Origin of the sequence: Anaeromicrobium sp., from assembly GCF_025210435.1 — a bacterium.
Lineage (GTDB): Bacteria > Bacillota > Clostridia > Peptostreptococcales > Thermotaleaceae > Anaeromicrobium.
This window is the reverse complement of sequence record NZ_JAOART010000047.1, coordinates 1-20,370: the sequence shown is the minus strand read 5'-3', so window position 1 is coordinate 20,370 and position 20,370 is coordinate 1. Positions and strand designations below refer to the sequence as shown.

Annotated in this window: 22 protein-coding genes; 12 read left to right on the top strand and 10 right to left on the bottom strand. The window is 31.9% G+C overall.

The genetic code is table 11. The features are described from left to right. Positions 1-190: 190 nt before the first annotated feature. From N4A57_RS05900 to N4A57_RS05855, 10 genes are all read left to right on the top strand, one after another. Positions 191-667: an HD domain-containing protein gene (locus N4A57_RS05900; protein ID WP_293656800.1), complete on the top strand. Its 477-nt coding sequence runs from the start codon at positions 191-193 to the stop codon at positions 665-667. An 18-nt stretch (positions 668-685) separates the two neighbouring features. Continuing rightward, a complete protein-coding gene (locus N4A57_RS05895) occupies positions 686-1,264 on the top strand; it encodes an anthranilate synthase component II (protein ID WP_293656799.1) in 579 nt (192 codons plus the stop codon). Between the two features lie 10 nt (positions 1,265-1,274). Then, positions 1,275-2,636, top strand: a complete 1,362-nt coding sequence (gene pabB / locus N4A57_RS05890; RefSeq protein ID WP_293656797.1) for an aminodeoxychorismate synthase component I — start codon at positions 1,275-1,277, stop codon at positions 2,634-2,636. Positions 2,637-2,644: 8 nt separating this feature from the next. Beyond that, positions 2,645-3,409, top strand: a complete 765-nt coding sequence (locus N4A57_RS05885) for an aminotransferase class IV (protein WP_293656795.1) — start codon at positions 2,645-2,647, stop codon at positions 3,407-3,409. Positions 3,410-3,411: 2 nt separating this feature from the next. Further along, positions 3,412-4,254, top strand: coding sequence for a dihydropteroate synthase (folP, locus tag N4A57_RS05880; protein WP_293656794.1), 843 nt, complete (start codon positions 3,412-3,414; stop codon positions 4,252-4,254). Then, positions 4,242-4,607: a dihydroneopterin aldolase gene (gene folB, locus N4A57_RS05875; RefSeq protein ID WP_293656793.1), complete on the top strand. Its 366-nt coding sequence runs from the start codon at positions 4,242-4,244 to the stop codon at positions 4,605-4,607. The genes folP and folB overlap by 13 nt, the downstream gene beginning before the upstream one ends. Beyond that, on the top strand, positions 4,600-5,085 hold the full coding sequence (gene folK, locus N4A57_RS05870; RefSeq protein WP_293656792.1) for a 2-amino-4-hydroxy-6-hydroxymethyldihydropteridine diphosphokinase: 486 nt from the start codon (positions 4,600-4,602) through the stop codon (positions 5,083-5,085). The genes folB and folK overlap by 8 nt, the downstream gene beginning before the upstream one ends. Then, positions 5,075-5,857, top strand: a complete 783-nt coding sequence (aroF, locus tag N4A57_RS05865; RefSeq protein WP_293656791.1) for a 3-deoxy-7-phosphoheptulonate synthase — start codon at positions 5,075-5,077, stop codon at positions 5,855-5,857. The genes folK and aroF overlap by 11 nt, the downstream gene beginning before the upstream one ends. Positions 5,858-6,045: 188 nt before the next feature. Beyond that, entirely contained in the window at positions 6,046-7,776 is a 1,731-nt protein-coding gene (locus N4A57_RS05860) for a methyl-accepting chemotaxis protein (RefSeq protein ID WP_293656790.1), read from the top strand. Positions 7,777-8,111: 335 nt separating this feature from the next. After that, a complete protein-coding gene (locus N4A57_RS05855) occupies positions 8,112-8,702 on the top strand; it encodes a DUF3793 family protein (protein WP_293656788.1) in 591 nt (196 codons plus the stop codon). Between the two features lie 60 nt (positions 8,703-8,762). Here N4A57_RS05855 and N4A57_RS05850 read toward each other — a convergent pair whose 3' ends face one another. Next, complete coding sequence (locus N4A57_RS05850; protein ID WP_293656787.1) at positions 8,763-9,035, bottom strand: metal-sensitive transcriptional regulator; 273 nt, start codon at positions 9,033-9,035, stop codon at positions 8,763-8,765. Positions 9,036-9,353: 318 nt separating this feature from the next. Continuing rightward, positions 9,354-9,737, bottom strand: a complete 384-nt coding sequence (locus N4A57_RS05845) for a hypothetical protein (protein ID WP_293656786.1) — start codon at positions 9,735-9,737, stop codon at positions 9,354-9,356. 171 nt (positions 9,738-9,908) lie between these two features. Here N4A57_RS05845 and N4A57_RS05840 point away from each other — a divergent pair, with 171 nt between their 5' ends. After that, a complete protein-coding gene (locus N4A57_RS05840) occupies positions 9,909-10,346 on the top strand; it encodes a rhodanese-like domain-containing protein (RefSeq protein WP_293656785.1) in 438 nt (145 codons plus the stop codon). Between the two features lie 77 nt (positions 10,347-10,423). Here the strand turns inward: N4A57_RS05840 and N4A57_RS05835 are convergent, their stop codons facing one another. The 8 genes from N4A57_RS05835 to N4A57_RS05800 all read right to left on the bottom strand — a co-directional run bounded on the left by N4A57_RS05835 (position 10,424) and on the right by N4A57_RS05800 (position 19,240). Further along, entirely contained in the window at positions 10,424-11,905 is a 1,482-nt protein-coding gene (locus tag N4A57_RS05835; protein ID WP_293656783.1) for a DUF7922 domain-containing protein, read from the bottom strand. A 124-nt stretch (positions 11,906-12,029) separates the two neighbouring features. Beyond that, complete coding sequence (gene rsmA / locus N4A57_RS05830; protein WP_293656781.1) at positions 12,030-12,887, bottom strand: 16S rRNA (adenine(1518)-N(6)/adenine(1519)-N(6))-dimethyltransferase RsmA; 858 nt, start codon at positions 12,885-12,887, stop codon at positions 12,030-12,032. Positions 12,888-12,892: 5 nt separating this feature from the next. Further along, positions 12,893-13,438: a ribonuclease M5 gene (gene rnmV / locus N4A57_RS05825; protein ID WP_293656802.1), complete on the bottom strand. Its 546-nt coding sequence runs from the start codon at positions 13,436-13,438 to the stop codon at positions 12,893-12,895. Positions 13,439-13,788: 350 nt separating this feature from the next. Continuing rightward, a complete protein-coding gene (locus N4A57_RS05820; protein WP_293656779.1) occupies positions 13,789-14,799 on the bottom strand; it encodes a 3D domain-containing protein in 1,011 nt (336 codons plus the stop codon). A 737-nt stretch (positions 14,800-15,536) separates the two neighbouring features. Further along, a complete protein-coding gene (locus tag N4A57_RS05815) occupies positions 15,537-15,716 on the bottom strand; it encodes a hypothetical protein (protein ID WP_293656778.1) in 180 nt (59 codons plus the stop codon). A 185-nt stretch (positions 15,717-15,901) separates the two neighbouring features. Next, positions 15,902-17,224, bottom strand: coding sequence for an argininosuccinate lyase (argH, locus tag N4A57_RS05810; RefSeq protein WP_293656777.1), 1,323 nt, complete (start codon positions 17,222-17,224; stop codon positions 15,902-15,904). Between the two features lies 1 nt (position 17,225). After that, on the bottom strand, positions 17,226-18,428 hold the full coding sequence (locus tag N4A57_RS05805; RefSeq protein ID WP_293656776.1) for an argininosuccinate synthase: 1,203 nt from the start codon (positions 18,426-18,428) through the stop codon (positions 17,226-17,228). A gap of 17 nt (positions 18,429-18,445) precedes the next feature. Continuing rightward, a complete protein-coding gene (locus tag N4A57_RS05800; RefSeq protein ID WP_293656774.1) occupies positions 18,446-19,240 on the bottom strand; it encodes a transporter substrate-binding domain-containing protein in 795 nt (264 codons plus the stop codon). A gap of 608 nt (positions 19,241-19,848) precedes the next feature. Here N4A57_RS05800 and N4A57_RS05795 point away from each other — a divergent pair. Further along, positions 19,849-20,229 carry a hypothetical protein gene (locus N4A57_RS05795; protein WP_293656772.1) on the top strand — a complete coding sequence of 127 codons (381 nt, stop codon included), beginning with the start codon at positions 19,849-19,851 and terminating at the stop codon, positions 20,227-20,229. The last annotated feature ends 141 nt before the right edge of the window (positions 20,230-20,370 follow it).

Genomic DNA, 20,370 nt, shown 5'->3' with positions numbered 1-20,370 from the left:
CCCTGGTTCGTCTCTTCATCCTTTTCTACTCCAACATGACTCATGAACCTATCTACGAAGATTCACACTTTCGCTTGTGACAAGGACTTGGGTGGAAAAGATTTTCAATATATTTTCCTGAAATAGGCCCACGTAAAGCAAGTTTATACACCAGAAATCTATAAGGGATTAAATACTCAGGAGAAATCATATGAATAGAGTAAATAAAATATTAGAAAATAAAAAGTACAAGGAATACTTAAGTAAAATAAATAAATGTGAAAAAGACAGAATATTTTGTCGCCATACCCTACAACATTTTATTGATGTGTCTAGGATGGCATATATCCTTTCATTAGAAAAAAATCTATCCCTAGAAAAGGAAATAATATATGCAGTAGGATTGCTCCATGATATTGGCAGATTTATGGAATATGAAGAAAATATAGATCATGCTGTTGCATCTGCCCATTTATGTGTACCTATTCTAAAGGATAGTTTCTTTTCTCAAAATGAAATAGATTTAATAACCCAGGCCATAGGAAGTCATAGAAATAAGGACTTACTAAAATCAGATTTAGATTTTATAATATATGAAGCGGATAAAAAATCTAGATTATGTATAGATTGTAAATCACTAAAGGAATGTAAAAAATTTAAAAATACCCTACCAAAACTCACATATTAAACAAGGGAGCTGTTTTAGTTGATATTAATGATTGATAACTATGATTCATTCACTTATAACTTAGTTCAATATCTATCTTCACTAAAAGAAGAAGTAGTTGTAAAAAGAAATGATGAATTAACCATCCATGATATAGAAAATCTAAATCCAGATATTATAATACTATCCCCTGGACCATGTACTCCTAATGAAGCTGGTATTTGTATAGAGGTAGTAAAAAAACTTAAGGGTAAATATCCAATCCTAGGAATTTGCCTAGGGCACCAAACTATAGGACAAGTATTTGGTGGAAAAATAATAAAAGCATTAGAACCAGTTCACGGAAAGGTTCACAGTATAGACCATACTAACAAGGGAGTATTTAAAGGACTTAATAATCCCCTTAATGTAACTAGGTATCATTCACTAGTCATAGATAAGAATACCTTACCCGATTGCCTAGAAGTTACTTCTCTAACTAAAGAGGGGGAAATCATGGGTATAAAGCATAAGGAATTTATCATAGAGGGAGTACAATTCCATCCAGAGGCCATACTTACAGAACAGGGAATGGAACTACTTCATAACTTCTTAAAGATGGCTAAATCTAGAAAGTAGGTGACAAAGGATGAAAATAAAAAAAATACATACTAAATATAACGGATTTGAACTATATACTTTATTTGAAAATTATGCCTATAGTTTCATTCTAGATAGCGGTATGGATAGGGAAAGACTGGGTAAATATTCTTTCATAGGATTTGACCCATTCCTAGTATTTAAAAGTAAAAATGGAACTATAACCATTGAAGAGGGTAATACTATTAGGGTTCTTAAAGGTGATCCCTTCCATGAATTAAAAGAGATTATGAAAAAATATGAATTTAAATATGATTCTCCCCTTCCCTTTATAGGTGGAGCTGTTGGATATTTTTCCTATGATTTATGCCATCACGTGGAAAAACTACCTAGGACTGCCATAGATGATGTTAATATATATGATTGTCACTTTGGCTTATATGATGGAATAATAGTGGTAGATCACACTGAAGACGAAACCTATATATGTTCTTTAGGTATTAAGGACGACGAAAATAAAGTAATAGAGTTTATAGAAAATATTATAAATAAAAAACCCCTTCCTTCAGTTGAAGAAGAAAATAAAGGTGAAGTAACTATAGAGTCTAACTTTACTAAAGAAAATTATGTAAAAGCCATAGAAAGTATTAAAGATTACATTAAAAATGGTGATATATATCAAGCAAACATGACCCAAAGATTCACGGCAAATATGACCCAATCACCCCTTTCACTCTATTCTAAATTAAGAAAAATAAATCCAGCACCCTTTGCTGCATTCATTAATTTAAAGGACCATCACATATTATCCTCTTCTCCAGAGAGATTTATTCAAATAAGGGATAATCATGTGGAAACTAGGCCCATTAAAGGGACTAGACCCCGTGGCAAATCTCCTGAAGAAGATAGATTAAATAGGGAAGATCTCCTTAGTAGTGAAAAGGATAAATCTGAATTGTTAATGATAGTGGATTTAGAGAGAAATGATTTAGGACGAGTTTGTAAATGGGGAAGTGTATCCGTTCCTGAACTATTTACCCTAGAGACTTATCCTACTGTATATCATTTAGTTTCCACAGTAGTGGGAGAGTTAAGGGATGAAATCCATCCTATTGATTGTATAAAATACTCTTTCCCTGGAGGTTCCATTACAGGTGCACCAAAGATCCGTGCCATGGAAGTTATAGATGAATTAGAACCAACGGGGAGAAATCTCTATACGGGATCAATTGGATATATTGGATTTAACGGACATATAGATACTAACATAGTAATTAGAACTATCCTTTGCAAAAACAATAGGGCATATTTTCAAGCTGGTGGTGGAATAGTATGGGATTCTAATGCTCACCTTGAATACGAAGAATCTCTTCATAAGGCAAAAGCTTTAATGAATGCATTAAAGTTGTAGGTAGTATTATGAAAAATTCCCTTGCCTACCAATATGGATATGGACTATTTGAAACTATAAAAGTGGAAGATTCTAAATTAATTTTCTTAGATGATCACATAAAGCGATTAGTTTCATCTACTCCTAAAATAAATATGCCCCTAGAGCCTCTAAAAAATTTAAGAAATAGAGCCCTTTTATATATGAAAGAAAATAATATAAAAAATGGCATACTAAAAATCATGTATATTAAGGACACTAATTATAGGGTAGAATTTTTGTATCGTGAAAACCCTTATAATAAGTGTATGTATGAAAGGGGATTTAAAATTAATTTTTCCCATTCAAAAAGAAATCCCTATTCCAATATGGTGTACTTAAAGACTAATAATTATCTAGAAAATATATTAGAAAAAAACAACTCTAAAAGCTTAGGATTTCATGAACCCTTATTTTTAAATGTACATGATCACATAAGCGAAGGTGCCACTAGTAATATATTCTTTGTAAAAAATAATATACTATATACACCAAGTATAAATTGTGGTATTTTAAATGGAATTATGAGAAAAAATCTAATAAAATTTTGTAGGGAAAATAATATTAAATTAATAGAAGGACAATTTAGTAAGGAGTTTTTATTAGATTGTGATGAAGTATTTATTACTAATTCCATACTAGAGATAATGCCCGTATCTATTATAGAAAATAAACAGTTTAATATGGATGCCTACAAGTTAACAAAAGAAATATATAGTAAATTTTATGACTATATGAGGAAAGAGGGGAAGTAAAGATGCACAAAATGGATTTAAAATGCGGTGAATATACATTAAATTTAGGTAGTAAAACTTTCATAATGGGAATCCTAAATGTAACACCCGATTCCTTCTCAGATGGAGGAGAATTTACTAATATAGATATGGCCATAAAACATGCCAAGGAAATGGTAAGAGAGGGTGCTCACATTATAGATGTGGGTGGTGAATCCACAAGGCCAGGTAGTGAAGAAGTAGGAATGGAAGAAGAAATAAAGAGAATAGCCCCTGTTATAGAGGCCCTTGTAAGGGAAGTAGATGTTCCCATCTCCATAGACACTTATAAGTCCCAGGTGGCTCAAAAAGCCCTATCCCTAGGTGCTCACATAGTTAATGATGTATGGGGAATGCAGAGGGATAAAAATATGGCTAAAGTAGTGGCAAAATATAATGTTCCCATCATAGCTATGCATAATCAAATAGGCACTGAATATTCTACAGATATTATGGATAGCATGATAAATTTCTTTAAGGAAACGGTACGTATTGGTATAGAAGCTGGAATACCTCATAAAAATATAGTTTTAGACCCGGGTATTGGCTTTGGGAAGACAGCTGATCAGAATATAGAGGTCATGAGTAGACTTGAAGAATTGAACCAATTAGGATATCCTATATTATTGGGTACATCTAGAAAATCTACCATAGGTAAAATACTAGATCTACCTCCTAAAGATAGGGTAGAGGGCACTATTGCCACATCTATCATAGGAATTGGAAAGGGCGTAGATATCTTAAGGGTTCATGACGTAAGAGAAAACTTACGTGCAGCTAAGGTAGCTGATGCCATAGTAAGAGGTGTAGTTCCATGGACAAAATAATAATGAAAAATTTAGCCTTTTTTGCATACCACGGTGCCATATCTGAGGAAAATATCCTTGGTCAAAAGTTTTTTGTAGATGTGGAAATCTATGCAGATTTAAAAAAAGCAGGAGAAAGTGACAGGGTAAAAGATACGGTTCACTATGGTGAAGTCTACGGATTAATAAAGGATATAGTAGAAAAAAAGACTTTTAATCTAATAGAATCCCTAGCAGAAAATATATCAAAGGAAATATTAACAAATTTCCCAAAGGTAATGGAAATTGACGTTACAATAAGAAAGCCAGAAGCTCCTGTTCCTGGTATTTATGACTATTTTGGAGTACAAATAAGGAGAAAGCGTAATGAGTAAAGCATATTTAGGAATTGGCACTAATATGGGGGATAAATTTAAAAATATAAAAGATACCTTAGAATTACTAAGTGAAAATAATAGGATAAATATTACTAAAGTATCCTCCTACTATGAGACAGAACCAGTAGGATATGCTAACCAGGATTGGTTTTTAAACGTAGTTTGTGAGATAGAGACGAATTTGTTACCGTACCCACTATTAGATTATTGTGCTTTTATTGAACAAGCATTAAAGCGTGAACGCATTATAAGATGGGGTCCTAGAATCATTGATGTGGATATACTCCTTTACGAAGATTTCACTTCTACTGATGAGAAATTAACCCTTCCTCATCCTCGAATGATAGAAAGAAATTTTGTAATGATACCTTTGTACGAAATAAATAATAATTTAGTTATTAATGGTGAACCTATCAAAAATATTATTGATAGATTAAATGGAGAAGAAATTAGGAAGGTAAATCATGAAAGATAAAAAAATACTAAATGGACAAGAAATAATAGTTAATGTGAGAAACTTAAAAATAGGTGGAAATAATCCTAAAATATTCATAGGGGGCCCATGTTCTGTAGAAAGTGAAAAACAAATCATGACTACAGCTAAACACCTTAAAGAGATTGGTGTGGACATTCTACGTGGTGGAGTATTTAAACCTCGAACTAGTCCTTATGCTTTTCAGGGATTAGAAGAAGAAGGTCTTAAAATGTTAAGAAAAGCTGGAGATGAATTTGACTTACCTATCATTACAGAATTAATGGATGAGAAAAATTTAGATTTAATGTTAGAATATACAGACATAATTCAAATAGGATCTAGAAACATGTATAATTATCCCCTTTTAAAGACCCTAGGAGGAGTAGACAAGCCCGTATTACTAAAAAGAGGTATGAGTGCTACCATAAAGGAATGGGTCCTAGCAGCAGAGTATTTAGCAGCCCATGGGAATAAAAACATTATCCTTTGTGAACGGGGAGTACGTGGATTTGATAATTATACTAGAAACATGTTAGACTTGGCAGCTGTTCCTATTATGAAAAGGGAGACTGGTCTACCTATAATAGTTGATCCATCCCATGGTACAGGTGTAAAATGGCTAATACCACCTATGACTAAATCATCCCTTGCAGCTGGTGCAGATGGTATCATGGTAGAAGTTCATCCAAATCCATGTGAGGCCCTAAGTGATGGAGATCAATCCCTTACATTTGAGGAATACGAAAATCTTTATAAAGAATGTGGAAAATAGCTTTGATATATATCAAAGCTATTTTTTTATATGAATATTTTTCATTTTTATACAAATTCCAATATTATTTTACAAAATTATACATTATAATAATAAATAGGCCCTAAAAAATAAAATCTTTAAACTAAATATCTATACTATTGATTTTAAACAACTTAAAATTAAGATTATACTGGGAGGTAAGTAACGTGGATAAAATACCCTATAGGAAAAGATTGCTCATTAAAGTCACTTTATCTTTTTTAACCATCATAGTCCTAACTACTGGAAGTCTATTAGGCATAATGTATTATGAAAATTATAGTCTGTTAGTGAGTAATGTGGGAAATAAAGCCTTACAAGTGGCCAAAGTAGCTGCTGACAAAGTCGATGTGGAAGAACTTAAAAAGTTTGAAACTATAGACCATATGGAAAGAACATCTTATAAGGATATAAAAGAAAAACTTTATTCTATTAAGAATATATCTGGAGCAAAGTATTTATATATTATGAGACAAAACGAAAATGGTGAATACACTTATGTGATAGAAACTATTGATATTGATAAGGGAGAAACTTCAGAAATTAACCGGGTAGAAGAAGATTTTTTTCCTGAGTTTGAAATTGCCATGAATGGAAATATTTATGTAGATGACAAAATATGGGTTGATGACGAATATGGCATAGGAGTTACTTCATGCTATCCTTTAAAGGATAAAACTGGTGAAGTAGTTGGATTTGTAGGTGTTGACTATGATGTAGAAACAGAATACAAGGCATTTCATAAAATGAAACAAAATATTATTATGATAGCATTAGGAATATTAGTATTAATATCAATAATAAGTATAGCCCTATTAAAAAGAACTATACAACCAATAGAAAATATGGCTAAAATGGCTAATAAAATAGCAAATTATGATCTATCCGTTGAAAATATCCCTATTGAAACTAAAGATGAAATAGGCCTATTAGCTAGGTCTTTTAATAAAATGATAGAAAATTTAAGGGAATTAATCCAACATATAAAAAACACCTCAGAAGGTCTAGGGGCATGTTCTCAACAACTAGCTGCTTCGTCTGAGCAATCAAACACTATGGCAGATCATGTGGCTGAGACAATGGATAAACTTGCTAGAGATGCAATAGAAAATTCCTCATCAGTGGAAGAAGCTACTCAAACTATTAATACTATGTCAACAAACATAGAACAAATTTCCAACAACGCCCAAACAACAAGGAGCACTGGAAAAAGTGCTGAAGAAGCAGGAGAAAAAGGAAAAGAAGCAGTAAATAGATCCATCCAGACAATGGCTCAAGTTCAAAAGTTTATGAAGGAAGCTGTTGAATCAACACATACTCTAGGCAAAAATTCAAAGGAAATAGGTAATATAATTGAAATTATAACTAGTATAGCAGACCAAACTAATCTCTTAGCTTTAAATGCAGCCATAGAAGCCGCAAGAGCAGGAGATTCAGGACGAGGTTTTGCTGTAGTGGCAGAAGAAGTTAGGAAATTGGCAGAGGAATCAAGTAATGCTGCTAGTCAGATTACCCAATTGATAGATAATGTGCAAAGGGGTACAGATTCAACCGCAGACTTAATAAAAAAAGGTTCAAAGGTAGTAGAAGAAAGTTCCATGGCAGTTATGGAAACAAGCAGTGCATTTGATAGCATAAGCACTTCCATAAGTGAAATTATATGTGATATTGAAGAAGTATCTAGGACAACTCTAAAAATGGCCAATAGCTCAAACCAAGTTGTACATATGATGGACACTATGGCAAATCTCACATATGAAGGAACTACTGCAACACAACAAGTTTCTGCCACAACCCAAGAACAGATGGCTTCCATTGAAGAAATTACTTCTAACGCTGAAAACTTAGCGCATATGTCAGATGATTTACAAAAACAAGTCTACAAATTTAAACTTTAGGCATATGAAAAAAACAAACTAGTCGGTTCCCTGAGGGATTTGTATTATTTTCAAGGCATGGTGAGCGAGCATATTGAACATATGTAAGCGATTCCATAACGAAGAAAATAATTCAAATAACCAGTGAAATAACTAATTTATTTTTTGAATATGCCTTAAATAGAAATAGCTCTGAGAAACCTTAGAGCTATTTTTTTATTTTCCTTCACATGATTATTAAACTTATCCCAAAAGATTTTTAAGTCCATATTATAAAGTAAGAACTTGTTCATTTGACAATTATTATCATCATTGTTATAATTGATAATAATTTTCATTATCAGGAGTGTGATCCCATGAACAAACATAAACAATGTTTTAAACAAAATAAAGATCCATTTATACAGTGGTTAGTAGGAACTTTAGGACCTGTCATATTGGGAGTAAAGCCTTCAGAAATAATGAGTTTTAAAGTAAGTGATGTTACTACTAATGAGAAAATAAAAAAAATAGAGGAAACCTTCTCTATTTGCAAACATATATCCTATAAAATTTCATACTATAATGGTACTAGTATAAAAATATTGTTTTATAATGTAGAATCTTTAGAAAAAACTTTAAAAGACCCCCAGAACTTGAAATTCCTAGTTTCCATGGGATATCCAAGAAATTTTTCCCTAATTTTTTTCCTAAATCATTTGATTAGTAAGATAAATCTTGGTATAATACCTACAGAAATAGGAGTTTTTTTAGGCTATCCTTTAAAGGATGTTATTGGGTTTATAGGTCATCCATCTTTAAAGTTAACTAAGATTAATGGCTGGAGAGTTTATGGGGATTCGAAAATATCTGATCAGAGATATGAAGAATTTCTCCAAGCTAAGAAAAAGATTCGTGACTTATTAACAATCAATAATCCTAGTACTATTCTCGCTATAACATCATAATAATGTTATCATATAAAAACCCCCAAAGGACACTGGTTTTACCCAGTGTCCTTTACCCCGTTATTTAGCAAATTTTACAATGGTGCTCAATACCTTTTCTAAATCTTCTTTGCTTATTTCTCCATTACAATTTTCTATTAAACAATCATCTGCATACTTCTCAAGTATAAGTAGTCCAACCCTATGTACAGAAGATCTTATGGCTGCTATTTGGATAAGTATATCTTCGCAACTCTTATCATCTCCTTCTATCATCTTTTCGATTCCACCTATATGACCCTTAATAGTTTTTAACCTATTTAATATATCCTTTTTAGCCTTTTCTTTACTCATAATTTTCCTCCTAAGCTCTAATACCCCTACGCCAGGGGGTTAATTATAATATATCCTTTTTTCAAAAAAAATCAAGGTCTTTTATAGGCATATGAAAAAAATAAACTAGTCAGGGCCCTGAGGGATTTGAATTATTTTCAAGGCATGGTGAGTGAGCATATTAAACATATGTAAACGACTCCATAACGAAGAAAATAGTTCAAATAGCCAGTGAAATGACTAATTTTTTTTTTTGAATATGTCTTATAGGCATATAAAAAAATAAAAGGATATGCCTAAGGCATGATACCTTATAAACACATCCATCTAAAAAAAATTTTAATACCCGTAAGGATCATCATAAGGGCGGCCATAGGGACTACCATAAGGGCTTCCATAGGGATTATAGCGGTATCTTCTCCTTCTTCTCCTAAGAAGTTCGGTGATAATAAAAGCCCCTATTAAAGCTTCTAATGGTCCTCCTCCATATCTAGATGCTTCCACATCCTGTTTTATTCCTTCCCTTTCATACATTACCTTTACCTCTTTAACCATCCTATCAAAATCCTCTTTTCTAGGAAATGGTTGCATGTGCATATTATATATATGATCTTCCCTTGCACATACCATCCTTACATAAGGATATAGTTTGTGGTAAAGAGGGTGATAAAGCTTCATTGCTTCTTTTTCGTGATACTCCATGTATTCATAATAGTTATGCATTAGACCCCCTCCTAAAAAATTTCATGGTATATAATATGTAGCTTCTTAATGTAAAGTGCATATATTTTTATATAATATTAGAATTGTCCGTACTTTTTTATTTATAAGGAATAGGACAAACAATACTTATAATATATTATTAGTACGAGATAAGCTAGAGAGGTGAATATTATGTTAAAAATATTTGTTTTAAAAAGGCGTCATGTATACATAGCTTTCCTAATCCTATTAATGCTAATAGGTGGTCTTATTTTTTTAATGGCCAGATCCGGGTCTAATGAAACTTTCTCTGATACTATGAAGTTTACCTATAAAAAAATTTCCCCTGAACAAACTAAGGTATTGCTAGATAAAAATCCTAATGCTATAGTTTTTGATATCAGGGAAGAAGATGAATACATACAAGGACATATTCCAAGTGCAACCCACCTGAGCTATAAGGAACTAAAAGTACAAATGGATTATTTCAATAAGGATAGGATATATGTCATATATGGACCTACTACTAAAAAAGCTTCTAAGGTAGCTGATGTTATGACAAGCAAAGGTTTCCCCAAAGTATATATTTTAAATGGGGGTATAGATAAATGGCCCTATGATTTAGAATAAACTAGACAATGTCTAGTTTTTTTAATATTATTAAATCAAGGAGAGATTATTAAGTTTAATAATCTCTCCTTGATTTTTTAAATTCTTGGTGGCAGGGTTGGGTTCTTTGGTACTACAATTTCCCCAGTCTTTGCATCTATATGAAGTATCCAGTATCCATAGTCATTAACATCCTTGTGGAATTCCTCTACAGGATGCCAATATACAAATCCCGTCATTCCTTCATAGGGTTGTTCACTTTCCATAAATCTACCTGGAATACCATACATATAGTATTTCTTATCATTTTCTTCATATTTAATTCCAAATATATAATGTTCATACTTATTGATTAAACCAGGACAAGTTGGTCCCATCTCTTCATTATCTTCTTCAGATGCACATCCAGAAAATGGCAAAAAATCCCTATACATAGTTTCATCATCATGATCAATTCTCCACCATCTAGTATTTTGTATATTTTTATCAAATGGTATTATTTCTGGATAATACCCTAGCATACTCTCCACATAGTTACATATCATTTTAAAGTGGTATTCATAAGATGATTCTTCCCTCCCATGGGAATTATTTAATCCCTCTAATGGAAATTCCTTATGGCCATACTCTGTTTCTTCTTCCCCATTATAGAATTGACTTTCCATAAAATCTAAATTTTTCTTATCATACTCTATAAATTCTTTCTCTGGTCCTGTTTTTAAATCTTTAAAGGTATCTAGTCCTTCTACTTCTACTTGGTCCCCTAACTCTTGAAAAGCATCAGATTCTTCTATTTCTTCTATTTCTAGATCTTTAAAAATTTCTATTTCCTCATTTTCTTTAACTTGAGCAAATAACTCTACTTTTTCTTCTTCATCCTTTTTATCCAATACTTCTTCTAGTATATTCTCTTCTTTATTAACTTGAACAATTTCAACTGGTATATCTTCTATAGGTAATATGTTATCTGCAACTTCCCTTTCTTCATAGGAATCCTCATTAGGTTCCATATGCACTATATTTTCCTCTTTAACTTCCACAACCTCATAATCCCTATTGGATTCCTCAGTTATACGAGTTTCTTCCTCTTCTTCATTCTTTTTGAATAGGTCATTTTCATTTTTTCTTGATAACTCATTGCTAAAAGCTTCTTTCCATAGAACCTTCTTCTTGTCTATATATCCTGCTAAAGGTATGATAATGGATTTTCTCTTTGCCTCTTTTGTGGATTCTGCCACAATGCAAACCACATTAAAATCCTTCATTGATGTTTTCTTTCCATCCATGTTATCAGGATTAAAGGTCCATTTTAATTCAGCTTTACCACTCTCTTCTACCTTTAAAATTCCATTATCCACATAGATAATATGATCTTTATTAGTACTTACTAAATAGGATCTATAAACATATTCTGCTTCATAGAAGTACTTCATATTTTGTATATAATGAGTAAGTACACCCTTTCCATTTTTTATTTCAATCTTAGTATATCCCTTTGGACTTTTTCCTATTTGTAAACTAAAACCTTCATCTTCTTGACCTAGTATGACAAAATACCTACGGTATTTTTTATTGTCCATTCTTTACTCCCTCCTCCCCTTTTTATCACCTTACTATTAATATATGTGGCCTTTTAAAAATAGTGCCTTTTTTATCATAAGAGTACAAAAAAAATGGCAGGAAATTTTCCATGCCATTTATTGATTATATTATGAAAGCATCTGCCAATTTAGCAAACTCATCTATAGATAAGGTCTCTCCCCTTCTCTTAGGGTCTATCTGAGCCCTCTCTAGGGTTTCTCTTATGAAATCCTTCTCAAAGTTTAACCCACTATTAGATAAGGCATTTAAAAGGGTTTTTCTCCTCTTTCCAAAGGCAGCCCTTACTATTTTAAATAGTAGCTTTTCATCCTTTACTTGAACCCTAGGTTTTTCTAGGACCTCTAGGTTTATAACAGTGGATTCTACCTTAGGTTGAGGAATGAATACACTCCTTGGTACCTTAGTTATTATATGGGGCTCACAATAATATTGTACTGCCACAGATAAAGCTCCGTACTCTTTAGTTCCAGCACTAGCCCTCATTCTATCTGCTACTTCCTTTTGAATCATTACGGTAATCCCCTTAACAGGTACCTTCTCTTCTAAGAACTTCATTACAATAGGTGTAGTAATATAATAGGGTAGGTTAGCTATTAATTTAATAGATCCTTCAACCTTTAAATCTCTTAATAGGGTATGTATGTCAACTTTTAATACATCCTCATTTACTATGTCTATATTATCCTTATCTCCTAGGGTTTCTCCTAATATGGGAATTAAGGTCTTATCTATTTCTATGGCCACAACCCTTTTAGCTTCATCGCATAATACTTGAGTCAATGTTCCGATTCCAGGGCCTACTTCTATTACCGTATCTTCCTTGGTCACATTTGAACCATGGACTATACTATATAGTATATTTTCATCTATTAAAAAGTTTTGACCTAGGCTCTTTGAAAATTTAAATCCATGCTTGTTTACTATTTCTTTAGTTTTTTTAGCTGATACTAATTTATCCATCCTTATTATTTCAACTCCCTTTTCATCTCTTCTAGTGCAAGGTTAAATTCTTCCCTAGTAATACCATAATTATTTAATCTATGTAAAAATTGCTTTCCATTGGCATATCCTATGCCTAACCCTTTTCCCATTCTGTCCCTTCTTTTAGTAGCCTTATCGGAACCTACTAAATCATTTCTTATTAAATCTATTTTTTTAAATTCTTCTCTTTTTTCTGTAGTAACACTTCTTACCTTTTCAAGGGCAGCTATTATACTCTCAGGAGTAGCATTTTCTATACCTATATCTCCTTTTTTTGTAGCCTCGTCCCTAGGAAGAAAGGCATGTTTGCATCCGTCCACTCTATCTGTTATATATTTTCTTATCTTCTCCCCTGCAAAGTCAGGATCTGTAAATATGATTACTCCCTTTTTCTCTTGAGCAAATCTAATTCTATCTATAGTCTTCTTCGTAATACCAAATCCATGGGTAGTTATGATTTCTGCATCTACTGCTCTTTTCACTGCTGACACATCGTCTCTACCTTCTACAACAATGACTTCTTTTATTATCATTCGTTTCCTCCATTTTTATTTATTCTTTCCTAATTTTACAATATGTATTTTCCCTTGTATAGGATTATTTTTTAATATGGCTAAAGTACATAGGCCTAAGCTTTCTATATACAGTAAATTGCCTACAAGGGAAACTATATTTTAATTTTTGGGAATCGTGGAACGTCACTATATCCTAGGAATAATCCACATGACACATGAACCTATTTTTAAAATTCACATTCTGTCATGTGACAGGTGACTTCGATGGAAAAAAATAAAATATAGTTTCCTGAAGTAGGCCCACACAAAGCCAATTTCCCCACAATAAAACTATAAAGACAGTTAGCTTTTAAACTAACTGCCCTTTATTCCAATATATATACCATCACAGGTCTTCTTCCATATTTATTTACCTTTTTAGGGTCTTTCATAAATAAATCTATTTTCTTTCCCTTTATGGCCCCACCCGTATCCTCAGCAGATGCAAAACCATAATCTTTAGTCCTATCTAATGACTTTACATACAATTTACTTCCCAAAGGTATTACCCTAGGGTCTACAGCCACAACTCCTGGTCTAGCCTTTGTTCCACTACGAGTTATTCCATAATATTTATCTCCTGGATTTTTACCACAACTTTCATAACTTAAATCATAGGCTGTAGCAGACATTTTTATGACTCTTTTTACCCTTTTATTGCCTCTAGATGTGGCCACATATAATGCAGTTCCCTTTTCAACCACTTCATCCTTAGGCTTAACTAGTATTTCTTCTGCCAATATTTCCCTAGATATTTCTTCACCATTTTTATATACTACCTTATATTCACTTAATTTTTTTCCCTTTTCCCCTTTATCTATTAAGTTTATTTTACCCTTATCCATATTATCATTATATTTAATAATACTCTTATAATTAATTTCTTCTTCTACTTTCAAGGATTTTTCTAATATCTTAACTATTTTTATTTCACCATCTTCTCCAATAGACTCTTTTAATGGGGGTACTACTTCGTCCTTTGGGCCAATTTCAATATCATGTTCCATAAGAATATCACTAACATTTGTGTTAGCACTCATTATAACTTCTTCTTTCTGATCTATCATTAGGTTTATTGGTTTTGCCCTATTAATAATAATATTCATATTTTTAGATACTTTACTATCTAATGGAACTGATATTTTGTCGTAAGCATTTAAATTCACTTTTCCCTTTTCTAAAGTTTCCTCCACCGTGTCTATAAATCCACATACGCATATTTTTCTTTTTCCATCCTCTATAGTTATACTTTTATAATTAGCATATGAAAAGGTAGCTACACTTAATATTAAGACTAGGACTAAAAGTATATTGGCTTTTTTATGCTTAATAATCATAAAATTTCCTCCTTAATTTATCTCCAGTCATAGCTAGAAGACATGGTATTCTATCTCAAAAAATGTAAATAGTCAAATTCTTGTATGATTTATTAATACATTTCCTATTATTAACATGACTTTGCCTTTTATACTTTACATAAAATTCTAATATTATTCATAAAAATATATATTTCCTAGGAAATAGCGCTTTTTTCCTTTTTTATAACATTATTCCATATTTTAGGATATTTCATAAATGGCCAAATGAAACTCTCAGTAAATAAGTATATAGATTTATTGGTTTTAAATTTGTTTTATACAGTAACTTGCCTATAAGGGAAACCATTGAAAATTTTTGGAACCCTGGAACGTCACAACATCCTATGATACTCCAACATGAATCATGAACCTATATACGAAGATTCACACTTTCGCTTGTGACAAGGACTTGGGTGGAAAAGATTTTCAATAGTTTCCTGAAATAGGCCCGCATAAAGCTGGTTTATAAATACGAAATCTATAACCTTACAAAGGACTACTTTAAATGATATGAAAGATACCCTAACATTTATGACACCTATTTTTCATATGCCTTAAATTTTTTTTCATAGATGATAAAATCTATAAAAACCATACTTCACCTTAGAAGTACGGTTTTCATTTTCCATATAAGACATATTCAAAAAAAATTAGGACAGCATATTAAATATATGTCTGTCCCATGGCAGAAAAATAGAAGACAATGATTATTTATATTAAGCTTTCACAAGCTCATGTCTTATACTGACTTTGCTTTTTCTTTTGTATGTAAATAAGTCCTTTTTAGATTCTATGTGAATATAATCGGGACAGTATTGTACATCCCCATTTATGATATGTATTTTACATTCCCTTTTACAGCAAGCACATTTATTAGCAACCTTTAAATTTTCCATTATTATCCCCCTTAAGCTGTCCACTTTTTTTCATATTATCATATGTATATTGAAAAATATGTAAAAGTTCATTGTCAAAAAAGCACTAAAAAATGTAATTTTCTTTTTTTCACAAAACAAATTCCTTTACTATAACATATTCATATATAAATTTAAAATACTACAAGACTAACTTGAAAAATAATTTAGTCTTGTAGTATTTCCTTCTTTATTCCCTTTTCTAGAGATTTTTCATAGTCTATAAAATCATATATGTCCTCTTCAAATTTAGGGTTGAAATTTTTAAATTCATTTATGCACAATTTCTCTATGGGTATATTTTTTTCTTCACAATATAGAACTATATTTCCTGAAATTTCATGGGCATCTCTAAAACTAATTCCCTTGTTAACTAAATAATCTGCCACTTCTGTAGCATTTAAAAAACCCATTTTAACACTATCTTTTAAGTTCTTTTCATTCACTTTCATAGTCTTTATCATACTAGTCATAATAACTACACAATTAGATACAGTATCTAAGGCATCAAAGAATTGTTCCTTATCCTCCTGCATATCCTTATTATAAGCTAGAGGCAGGGCCTTCATAGTAGTTAATATGCTCATGAGTGATCCATATACTCTCCCAGTTTTTCCTCTTATTAATTCTGCTCCATCTGGATTTTTCTTCTGAGGCATTATACTACTACCTGTAGAGTATTTATCGTCTAAAGTAATAAATTTAAATTCTTGAGAAGACCACATTATAATTTCTTCACTTAATCTACTAAGGTGCATCATTATTATTGAAAAATCACTTATTAACTCAATTATATAATCCCTGTCACTAATACCGTCTAAAAAGTTAGCTACTTTATTTTTAAAACCTAGATTATGAGCAGTGAAATCCCTATCAATATCATAAGTTGTTCCAGCCAAAGCACAGCAGCCTAAGGGGCTCTCATTTAAAATATCCACACTATTTTGGAGGCGTTTAATATCCCTTTTAAACATTTGATAGTATGCCATCATGTGATATTTTAAAGTAACCGTTTGAGCCCTTTGAAGATGAGTATACCCTGCCATTATAATATTGTTTTCATCTCCAAATATTTTTAAAGCATCATTCAAATTATTTAGTCTTCCTATTAAGTTCATAGTTTCTTCCTTTGCAAATAATTTCATGGCCACTGCCACTTGGTCATTTCTACTTCTAGCCGTATGAACTTTCTTTCCTACAGGACCTATTTTATCTATAAGGTTTAACTCTATAAAGGAATGGATGTCTTCATAATCTCCCTCTATCTTCAAATCTCCACTATCTACTTCTTTTTTTATCTCCTTTAGGCCATGAACTATTTTTTCCTTTTCCCCATTAGATAATATACCTACTTCACATAACATGGTCACATGGGCTATACTAGCCTTTATGTCATGAGGAAATAATCTTTTGTCAAAGGGCAGTGAACTATTAAATTTATTCATCAAATAGTCCACTTCTTCCTTAAATCGTCCTCCCCAAAGTTTCATTTTAAAGTTCCTTATCCATCATGGCCTTAATTTTAAATGGGAGGTTGAAAAGATTTATGAATCCACCTGCATCACTTTGATCATAAAGGTCACTATGGCCAAAGGATGATATTTCCTGATTGTAGAGTTTGTATTTAGAATCCATTCCCGCTGGAATTATATTTCCCTTATAAAGTTTTAATTTCACCCATCCAGTAACATTTTCTTGAGTCTTATCAATAAATGCATCTAAACTCTCCTTTAAAGTACTAAACCAAACGCCGCTATATACAAGTTCTGCATATTTAAGTCCTATCATCTGCTTATATTGATAAGTCATTTTATCTAATACTAAATGCTCTAATTCCTTGTGAGCAAACATAAGAACACTTCCACCGGGAGTTTCATATATGCCCCTTGATTTCATTCCTACCAATCTATTTTCTAATAAATCAACTACTCCAACTCCATTTTCTCCACCTATTTCATTTAATTTGCTCAATATTTCCACAGGAGATAGTTCCTCTCCATCTATCTTCGTAGGAATACCCTTTTCAAAATGGATAGTAACATAAGTTGGTGTATCACTTGCTTCTTCTAGTGTTTTTGTCATCATATACAATATGTCTGGTTTATGCTCATTTTTCACATCTTCTATATCTCCACCTTCATGACTTATATGAAGTAGGTTTTGATCTCTAGAATAGATCTTTTCCTTAGTAACGGGTACTTCTATACCCATTTCATTGGCATAATCTATAGCATCTTCTCTAGATTTAATATTCCACTCCCTCCAAGGAGCTATTATCTTTATACTAGGATCTATGGCAGCTATGGTAGTTTCAAATCTAACCTGATCATTTCCCTTACCAGTACATCCATGGGCTATATACTTGGCCCCTTCCTTATGGGCTATCTCAACTAATTTCTTAGCTATAAGTGGTCTTGCAATTGAAGTTCCTAACAAATATTTATCTTCATATACTGCATTTGCCTTTAAGGCTGTGAATACATAATCCTTAACAAATTCCGCTTGAACATTTTCAATGTAAATCTTTAAGGCCCCTGAAGCTATGGCCTTTTCTTTAACTTCCTTCATATCATCCTCTTGGCCCACATTCACACAAGCAGCCACAATATCTAGATCATAGTTTTCCTTTAACCATGGCACTATGATAGAAGTATCTAATCCCCCCGAATAAGCTAATACTACCTTTTCTTTCATTTTTAAAAATCCCCCTCTTATTCCTCAGCTAATTGGCTGTTTTTAGCAACAAATTCTTCAATTTTATTTTCCTTCATTAATTTATCTAGTACAGAATCTATTACCTTTACTAAATCCTCATTTCCCTTTTTAACGGCTATGGCAGAACCATTATCATTAGTTTCAATCTTCACATCTGATATGATTAATTCCTCATATTTATTCACATAAGATTTTGCCACAGGACTTTCTACTATTACTACATCTACCTTTTTCTCCAGTAAATCTAACATTATATTAGAAAGTTTAGCTAATCCCTTTATCTTCTTATCATTTCCATATTCTTTAGCTAACTCTTCCTGTACTGTTCCCTTTTGTACTCCTATTTTAATATCCTTTAACTTATCTAAGCTATTTATCTTGCTACTATTTTCATCTAATATGACTACTGCTTGTTTGGCTTGGTAATATATCTTAGAAAAATCTACGCTCTTTTTTCTTTCTTCCGTTGGAGTCATTCCAGCTATGATAATATCAACCTTCTCCCCATTTAATGCAGCTAACAATCCATCAAAGGCCATATCCTTAATCTCAACTTCCACACCTAGTTCTTTGGCAATTTCATTAGCTATGTCTATATCAAATCCTACTATAGTGTCTTTACCATTTATATCCTTGTGAAATTCATAAGGTGGATATGCAGCACTAGTTCCTATAACAATCTTTCCTTGGCTCTTAATAGAGTCCACCTTAGACTGGACCTCTTCACCTTTACAGGCAGCCATACTAATAACCAATAATAATCCTAATAAAATTGATAATATCTTTTTCATATTCATCCTCCTTTTGTATTTTTATTCATCGTTATGAATATTTATTAATTGTTATGAATTATATTACACTTCTTTATAGGTGTCAATATATTTTTTCTCTTTTATTTATAGGCAATTATAACCAGCTATTTAACTAATAAAAAGGGCTAAATTCTATTTAGAAAAACTTACAAATAGAATTTAGCCCTTTTTTTATGTGTAATTTTAAAGTTTATAATCATAATTTTATTACCAGCTTTGTACGAAAGATACAAATCTAATGGATGTAACTACAACTGCCATTGACATTACTATATATATACTTCCTATCATAGCTCTCTTAATCATTTCTAATCCCCTTCTTTCAATTTTATTAGTTTATTCCCATATTAAAATTATACCTGAAAATAAGGAGTTTAAACATTAACTCTTTCTTAAATATTATTAAGTAAGGATTAAGGATTTTATGATTAATAAGTCATTTTTGTGTAATAATTTATCTTTGCCAAATTTAATAATATGGTATAATATGGTCATTAACTCACGTTGAACTAATGGTTAGTATGAAAAATACATTAAAACAAGCCTATGAATCTCAATTAACACCATAATAAAGAGAGGTGTACAAAATGACTAAAAACAAAAAAAGAAAAATAAAAAAATCACATGCTTCCATGAATACCAAACCACAATATTCCACTAGGTCACATTTAAAGTTTATTTTCTATACTTGGATACCAATATTCTTAATAACATCACAGGAGTTTCCCGAGAAAGCCCTTTATTCAATTAGCCCATTAAGAGTGCTACCTATAGCTTGTGCATGGATAATAGGCACGTTGTTCTATAAATTCGTAATAGGAAGATATAAGCATAAAATGGATCTATATTCACGGGAAGGTGCTAAAGATGTATTCCTCCCTCTCATAATTATGCTTGTAGTAAGTTCTTTAATTACAAAAATATCAGAAATAACAAATCTCCCCTTAAAAGAAATATTTTTTCCCTAACAATCATGACCACCCGTCGAACGGGTGGTTTGCTTTAGCCCTAGAAGGGCATGTTGCTCGCCGTGTCTTAAGACACATTGAAAGGTCTGCCAACCGCTTTCCTTCTCAGGCTACCCCTAAAGGGGTTATTTTTTCTTGCCT

Bases quoted from the DNA above. Each gene is read 5' to 3' on its own strand.
- N4A57_RS05900 (WP_293656800.1), top strand. From the start codon at position 191: ATGAATAGAGTAAATAAAATATTAGAAAATAAAAAGTACAAGGAATAC.
- pabB (WP_293656797.1), top strand. From the start codon at position 1,275: ATGAAAATAAAAAAAATACATACTAAATATAACGGATTTGAACTATAT.
- N4A57_RS05885 (WP_293656795.1), top strand. From the start codon at position 2,645: ATGAAAAATTCCCTTGCCTACCAATATGGATATGGACTATTTGAAACT.
- folP (WP_293656794.1), top strand. From the start codon at position 3,412: ATGCACAAAATGGATTTAAAATGCGGTGAATATACATTAAATTTAGGT.
- folB (WP_293656793.1), top strand. From the start codon at position 4,242: ATGGACAAAATAATAATGAAAAATTTAGCCTTTTTTGCATACCACGGT.
- folK (WP_293656792.1), top strand. From the start codon at position 4,600: ATGAGTAAAGCATATTTAGGAATTGGCACTAATATGGGGGATAAATTT.
- aroF (WP_293656791.1), top strand. From the start codon at position 5,075: ATGAAAGATAAAAAAATACTAAATGGACAAGAAATAATAGTTAATGTG.
- N4A57_RS05855 (WP_293656788.1), top strand. From the start codon at position 8,112: ATGAACAAACATAAACAATGTTTTAAACAAAATAAAGATCCATTTATA.
- N4A57_RS05850 (WP_293656787.1), bottom strand. From the start codon at position 9,035: ATGAGTAAAGAAAAGGCTAAAAAGGATATATTAAATAGGTTAAAAACT.
- N4A57_RS05845 (WP_293656786.1), bottom strand. From the start codon at position 9,737: ATGCATAACTATTATGAATACATGGAGTATCACGAAAAAGAAGCAATG.
- N4A57_RS05840 (WP_293656785.1), top strand. From the start codon at position 9,909: ATGTTAAAAATATTTGTTTTAAAAAGGCGTCATGTATACATAGCTTTC.
- N4A57_RS05835 (WP_293656783.1), bottom strand. From the start codon at position 11,905: ATGGACAATAAAAAATACCGTAGGTATTTTGTCATACTAGGTCAAGAA.
- rsmA (WP_293656781.1), bottom strand. From the start codon at position 12,887: ATGGATAAATTAGTATCAGCTAAAAAAACTAAAGAAATAGTAAACAAG.
- N4A57_RS05820 (WP_293656779.1), bottom strand. From the start codon at position 14,799: ATGATTATTAAGCATAAAAAAGCCAATATACTTTTAGTCCTAGTCTTA.
- N4A57_RS05815 (WP_293656778.1), bottom strand. From the start codon at position 15,716: ATGGAAAATTTAAAGGTTGCTAATAAATGTGCTTGCTGTAAAAGGGAA.
- argH (WP_293656777.1), bottom strand. From the start codon at position 17,224: ATGAAACTTTGGGGAGGACGATTTAAGGAAGAAGTGGACTATTTGATG.
- N4A57_RS05805 (WP_293656776.1), bottom strand. From the start codon at position 18,428: ATGAAAGAAAAGGTAGTATTAGCTTATTCGGGGGGATTAGATACTTCT.
- N4A57_RS05800 (WP_293656774.1), bottom strand. From the start codon at position 19,240: ATGAAAAAGATATTATCAATTTTATTAGGATTATTATTGGTTATTAGT.
- N4A57_RS05795 (WP_293656772.1), top strand. From the start codon at position 19,849: ATGACTAAAAACAAAAAAAGAAAAATAAAAAAATCACATGCTTCCATG.